General features: G+C 67.0%; 6 protein-coding genes. 4 read left to right on the forward strand and 2 right to left on the reverse strand.

Annotated features, from left to right (window positions below; genetic code table 11):
- Positions 1-18: 18 nt before the first annotated feature.
- On the forward strand, positions 19-348 hold the full coding sequence (locus tag A9X00_RS06835; RefSeq protein WP_067150900.1) for a hypothetical protein: 330 nt from the start codon (positions 19-21) through the stop codon (positions 346-348).
- A 3-nt stretch (positions 349-351) separates the two neighbouring features.
- Here A9X00_RS06835 and A9X00_RS06840 read toward each other — a convergent pair whose 3' ends face one another.
- Complete coding sequence (locus A9X00_RS06840; RefSeq protein WP_067150903.1) at positions 352-1,512, reverse strand: PPE family protein; 1,161 nt, start codon at positions 1,510-1,512, stop codon at positions 352-354.
- A 524-nt stretch (positions 1,513-2,036) separates the two neighbouring features.
- Here A9X00_RS06840 and A9X00_RS06845 point away from each other — a divergent pair.
- Positions 2,037-2,687 (forward strand): response regulator transcription factor, encoded by a 651-nt coding sequence (locus tag A9X00_RS06845; protein ID WP_304441542.1) that lies wholly within the window; start codon positions 2,037-2,039, stop codon positions 2,685-2,687.
- A gap of 9 nt (positions 2,688-2,696) precedes the next feature.
- Here A9X00_RS06845 and A9X00_RS06850 read toward each other — a convergent pair whose 3' ends face one another.
- Complete coding sequence (locus tag A9X00_RS06850) at positions 2,697-4,067, reverse strand: FAD-dependent oxidoreductase (RefSeq protein ID WP_067150909.1); 1,371 nt, start codon at positions 4,065-4,067, stop codon at positions 2,697-2,699.
- A gap of 141 nt (positions 4,068-4,208) precedes the next feature.
- On the opposite strand from A9X00_RS06850, the gene prfB reads away from it, so the two are divergent.
- Positions 4,209-5,327 (forward strand): peptide chain release factor 2, encoded by a 1,119-nt coding sequence (prfB, locus tag A9X00_RS06855; protein ID WP_067150911.1) that lies wholly within the window; start codon positions 4,209-4,211, stop codon positions 5,325-5,327.
- The coding region (locus A9X00_RS06860) for a mechanosensitive ion channel family protein (RefSeq protein ID WP_067150913.1) at positions 5,317-6,226 on the forward strand (910 nt) is incomplete at its 3' end. The genes prfB and A9X00_RS06860, both read left to right, overlap by 11 nt.

Below are 6,226 nucleotides of genomic sequence, written 5' to 3' on the forward strand. Positions count from 1 at the left end.
TCGTCCTACCATGGCCGGATGTGGGAATACGGTGTGCTGATTCTGCTCGTGGCGGTCCTGGGGGTCGCCCTTGCCCAGCGGTTCGCCCCGCGCGGTCCCCGCGGTGAGCTGGCGAGCGGCACGCTGCTGGTGACCGGCGTCAGCCCGCGACCGGACGCGACCGGCGAGCAGTACGTCACCGTCGCCGGCGTCATCAACGGACCCACGGTCAGCGACTACGAGGTGTATCAGCGCATGGCGGTCGACGTCGACCACTGGCCGACCATGGGCCAGCTGCTCCCGGTGGTCTATTCGCCCAAGAACCCCGACAAGTGGCGGTTCGCGCCGGCCGAACCGCCGGCCGCGTAGCGGTCACCCGCCCGCGGGCGGGCGGGTCATCACGGTGAGCCGGGTTCCGTAGCGCGGCAGGACGCCCGACGCCCGGGCCAACGTCCCCGCCGGCATCCCGGGAACGCCCGGGTAGCCGGAACCGACCAGCTCGTCGGTGCCCGGAAGGGTGGTCAGGCCGGCGGGCTCCAGCGCCGACACGCGACCGGCCGACGGCGCCGACCAGCTGGCGGGCACCGACATCGGCCCGAGGGCGTTGGCCCGCCCCATGCTCACCGTGATCGCGTTGGGCATCCCGCCGAGCCCGGAGCTGCCGGCCGCACCGGTCAGATTGGGCAGCAACCCCATGGGCCCGAGCGCGGGTGCGGGCGCCGCGGCGCCGGCCAGATACGTCAGGTTGCTTTGGGCTCCGATGAGCGACACCGGAATGCCCTCGATGCTGGCGAGTGAGCCGGTCGCCGTGTTCGTGGCCAGGATGCCGTCGAGCACGTTCAGGCTGTCCAGCCCGTTGGAGGTGAGGGGAATGGGGCTGAGCTTCAGCAAGTCGTTGAGGTTGTCGTAAATCTGATCGCTCCACGTCCGCAGCGTCTCGTACAAGTCGGCCAACGGGTTGCTGGCCGCCTGATTGGCCGCGGCGGTCTGCTCGTTGACCCCGTCGGGGTTGGTGGTCTGCTGCGGGGACGCGAACGACGTCAGCCGGGAAGCAGCGGCCGAGGTGGCGGCGTAGCCGTTCATCGCGGTCGCGTCCTGGGCCCACATCTCGGCGTACTGGGCCTCGGTGGCCGCGATCGCCGCGGTGTTCTGGCCGAAGAAGTTTGTCGCGATCAGCGCCTGCAGCTGCGCGCGGTTGACCGCGATCACCGGCGGGGGCACCGTCATGGCGAACGCCTGGTCAAACGCCGCCGCCGCGGCCCTTGCCTGCATGGCCGTCTGCTTCGTCTGGTGGGCGGTCGTGGTCAGCCACTCCACGTAGGGAGTCGCCGCGGCGGTCATCGCCGCCGACGCCGGGCCGTGCCAGTGCAGCGTGGTCAGGGCCGAGAGCACCGAGCCATACGTCTCGGCCGTGGTGCCCAATTCGGCGGACAGCGAGTCCCAGCTTCCCGCCGCCGCCAAGAGCGACCCGGAACCCGGACCGCTGTACATCCTGGCGGAATTGAATTCGGGCGGAAAAAAGGCGTAATCCATTGTCAGATCTCCCTTATGGGTGTGCCGGATGAACCGTGCCGAGCCCGAATCGGCACCTTTTCCGCCGCCGGCCCGCCGGCGGTGGTCATAAAAATGTAGGCGTCAATCCGCGTTTGTACTGGAGTTTTAGTGCGAAAAGGCAAGTGGGTCAGGGCGATAACGGATGCTCGATTTCCGAGCCTGAAAACAGCCAAATTCATTTTTGGGGCCGGCCGCCCGAAGCAGAATCCGCCGAGCGGTGCGGCGTCGCGACGACGGTGACGGTCCACCCCGTCGTCGATAGGGACCAATGGCCCCCATTTGTAGACCGAATGCCCCTGGGTCGCGCCGGTCTGTGCTCAATAGCGTTGGGTGGGGCGAATCCGTGATTTGCCCCGCCCGACCAGCACAGGAGACCGCGATGCTTCAGCCAGCCCCGACGGTCGTCGCGGGTGTTGGCCCGGAAAGTGCCGAGCTGCGCGGCGCGCACAACCCGGGAACCCCCGTTCCCTTCGCGCGTTCGGGCAACTCGTAGAGGCGCGCGGGTGGGGACTCGGTTGGGCTCCGGAGGAGTGGCGCTACGAGTATTTTTGGTCGACGACCACGAGGCGGTGCGGCGCGGCCTGGTCGATTTGCTTTGTGCGGACCCCGAACTCGACTGCGTCGGCGAGGCCGGGTCCGTCGCCGAGGCGATGAGCAAGATTCCGGCGGTCGGCCCGGACGTCGCGGTGCTCGACGACTGGTTGCCCGACGGCAACGGCATCGAACTGTGCCGCGAACTGTTGTCGTGCGTGCTCGATCTGCGCTGCCTGATCCTGACGTCGTTCACGTCCGACGAGGCGTTGCTGAACGCGATCCTGGCCGGTGCCAGCGGCTATGTCGTCAAAGACGTCAAGGGAATGGAATTGGCTTGCGCCATCAAGGATGTGGGCGCCGGACGGTCGCTGCTCGACACCCAGGCCGCGGCGGCATTGCTGGCAAGACTGTGGTGGAACATCGAGAACAGCGACGAGCTGTGGGCCTTCACCGAACGGGAACGAACGTTGTTGGCATTGCTCGGCGACGGCCTGACCAACCGGCAAATCGCCGACCGGACGCTGCTTGCCGAAGACGTCGTGAAGAACCACGTGTCGCGCTTGCTGGTCAAGCTGGGTGTGACCCACCAGCCCAATCGGGCTTACCGCCAGTGGTTTTGAGGCGCCGGCTCAGCCGTGGCTGATCCGTAGCATTTCGGCCACGTTCGGCAGCTTGACGCGGGGACGGCCGTGCGGCTCGCCGGCCGCCCGCTCGTGGCGATCGATGAGTTCCCAATGGGCCGACGTGACGACTTTCGGCTGCCGGGACGTCAGCCAGTCGGCCAGCTGGTCGGCGTGGTCGTCGGGGAACTCCGCGAGCGCCCCTCGTTGTTTAGATGCGGCCAGGTCGTTCAGCAGCGTGTCGACGGTGTCCTGGGAGTCCTTCTTATTCGTACCGATCACACCGGTCGGCCCCCGCTTGATCCACCCGACGACGTACTCGTTCGAGCTGCCATGCACGCGGCCGCCGGTGTTTGGGATGGTTGCGCTCTTGTCGTCGAAAGGCAGCCCGGGCGTTGGCATTCCGCGGTATCCCACGGAGCGCACCACCAACTGGGCCGGCAGTTCCTCTCGCTCGCCGATGTCCTTGGCCGACACCCAGCCGGTCTCGTCGGTGACCAGCTCGTTGCGGCCCAACACGATGCTCTCGACCTTGCCGTCGCCCTTGATCTCGATCGGCGAAGTCAGAAAGCGGAAGACTATCCGGCGGTGACCGGGCCGCGGCGCGCGCGCGGCGTAGTCCCGCAGCACCTTGATGTTTTGCTTGGTCGTCTTGCCCGCCGCGGCCGCGTCCTCGTCGCTGATGCCCTCCAGCTGCGCCGGGTCGACGATCACGTCGACCCCCTCGAGATCCGCCAGCTCCCGCAACTCCAGCGTGGTGAACGCCGTCTGCAGCGGCCCGCGACGGCCGACGACCACCACCTCGTCGACGCCGCACGGGCGAAGCGACTCCAGGGCGTGGTCGGCGATGTCGGTGCGGGCAAGCTCGTCGGGGTCGGTCACCAGGATGCGGGCGACGTCCAGCGCCACGTTGCCGTTGCCGATGACCACGGCCCGGGCGCCCGACAGATCCGGGGTCGACTCCTCGAAGTGCGGATGCGCGTTGTACCAGCCGACGAATTCGACGGCGGCCATGCTGCCCGGCAGGTCCTCGCCGGGGATCTTCAACGACCGATCCGATTGCGCGCCGATGGCGTAGATCACCGCGTGGTAGCGCTCGGCGAGTTCGGCGGCGCTCACGTGCTCACCGACCACCACGTTGCCGTAGAAACGGAGCCGGGGGTCTTCGGCGGTCTTCTCGAATTGCTTGCTGATCGACTTGATCTTCGGGTGGTCGGGCGCGACGCCGGAGCGGACCAGCCCCCAGGGCGTCGGCAGCATCTCGAGTATGTCGATGGCCACATCGATGTCCTCCGACGCGTCGGCCGCCTTGAGCAACGATGCCGCGGCGAAAAAACCCGAGGGCCCGGAGCCGACGATGGCGACATGATATGGACGCATACTCCAGCCTTCTGGGTCGTGCCGGGCAGCGCGCGAGGGGGCTGAGCGTCGCGGTCCGGGCTGCACATACTGGTCACCTGATGCTAAACGCTGCGGCCCGGACGACGACCTGTGCGTTCATCGCCGGTAACGTGGGCGGCTGTGGAACCCGACCGTCAAGCCGACATCGCCGCCCTTGACTCCACCCTGACCACGGTGGAGCGGGTGCTCGACGTGGAGGGTCTGCGCAGCCGCATCGAGAAGCTCGAGCACGAGGCGTCCGATCCCAAACTGTGGGACGACCAGAGCAACGCGCAGCGGGTGACCAGCCAGTTATCCCACGCGCAGGGGGAGCTGCGCCGCATCGAAGAGCTGCGCCAGCGCCTCGACGATCTTCCGGTGATGTACGAGCTGGCGGCGGAAGAAGGGGATGCCGCCAGCGGCATTGACGCCCTCGCCGAGGCCGATGCCGAACTCAAGGCGCTGCGCGCCGATATAGAGGCCGCCGAGGTGCGCACGCTGTTGTCGGGCGAGTACGACGAGCGCGAGGCGCTGGTCACCATTCGCTCCGGCGCCGGTGGGGTGGACGCGGCCGACTGGGCCGAGATGCTGATGCGGATGTACATCCGCTGGGCGGAGCAACACAAGTACGGCGTGGAGGTGTTCGACACCTCCTACGCCGAAGAAGCGGGGATCAAGAGCGCGACGTTCGCCGTGCATGCGCCGTATGCCTACGGCACGCTGTCCGTCGAACAGGGCACGCACCGGCTGGTGCGGATCAGCCCGTTCGACAACCAGAGCCGGCGCCAGACGTCCTTCGCCGAAGTCGAGGTGCTTCCGGTGGTGGAGACCACCGATCACATCGATATCCCCGACGGCGACGTGCGGGTGGACGTGTATCGCTCGAGCGGTCCGGGCGGTCAGTCGGTGAACACCACCGACTCGGCGGTTCGTTTGACCCACATCCCAACGGGTATCGTCGTGACTTGCCAGAACGAAAAATCGCAACTGCAGAACAAGATCTCGGCAATGCGAGTGCTTCAGGCAAAGTTATTGGAGCGCAAGCGATCAGAAGAACGCGCTGAGCTGGACGCGTTGAAGGGTGAGGGCGGCAGCTCCTGGGGCAACCAGATGCGCTCCTACGTACTGCACCCGTATCAGATGGTCAAGGATCTGCGAACCGAGTACGAGGTGGGCAATCCGGCCGCCGTCCTGGACGGAGACATCGACGGGTTCCTGGAAGCGGGAATCCGGTGGCGCAACCGAAAAGATGACGACTAACACGACTGTTCTTGCTTCGACAACTTCGATAAACGCGCTGGGCTGGCACGAATTCTGGCGCGGCGAAGCCGGCCAGTGGATCATCACCCGTGGCCTGCGCATCGTCATGGTGCTGATCGCGGCGGTGCTGATGGCCCGGTTCGTGAACTGGGTGGCACAACAGGTGACCCGTCAGCTGACCGAGGGCTTCGCCGAAAGCGACGCGCTGGTGCGCTCGGAGACGTCCAAGCACCGCCAGGCGCTGGCGTCGGTGATCTCCTGGGTGTCGGTCGTCATCATCGGCATCTGGGTCATCATGCAGATCGCCAACGTGCTGCAGTTTTCCGTGGGGGGACTGGTCGCGCCCGCCACCGTGGTCGGCGCCGCGCTGGGTTTCGGCGCCCAGCAGCTGGTGCGGGATCTGCTATCCGGCTTCTTCATCCTGGTGGAGAAGCAGTACGGGTTCGGTGACCTGGTCACCCTGACCGTCGTTTCCTCGACGGAAGCCACCGGCACCGTCGAGAACGTGACGCTGCGGGTCACCCGGCTGCGCTCGCCGGATGGCGAGGTGCTGACCATTCCCAACGGGCAGATCGTCAAGGTGGTCAACCTGTCCAAGGATTGGGCGCGCGCGGTGGTGGACATCCCGGTGTCGACCAACGCCGACCTGAACCGGGTCAACGAGGTCCTGCACCAGGAGTGCGACCGCGCGATGGAGAACCCGGTGCTCGGGGAATTGCTGTTGGACCCGCCCACCGTGATGGGGGTGGAAAGCATCGAGGTCGACACCGTCACCCTGCGGGTGGTGGCCCGCACCCTGCCCGGCAAACAGTTCGAGGTCGGGCGGCAGCTGCGCGTCCTGGTCATTCGGGCGCTGGCCCGCGTCGGCATCGTGACCGCGGCCGACGCGACGATAGGCC

This window comes from Mycobacterium sp. 1245805.9 (assembly GCF_001672915.1).
Classification (GTDB): domain Bacteria; phylum Actinomycetota; class Actinomycetes; order Mycobacteriales; family Mycobacteriaceae; genus Mycobacterium.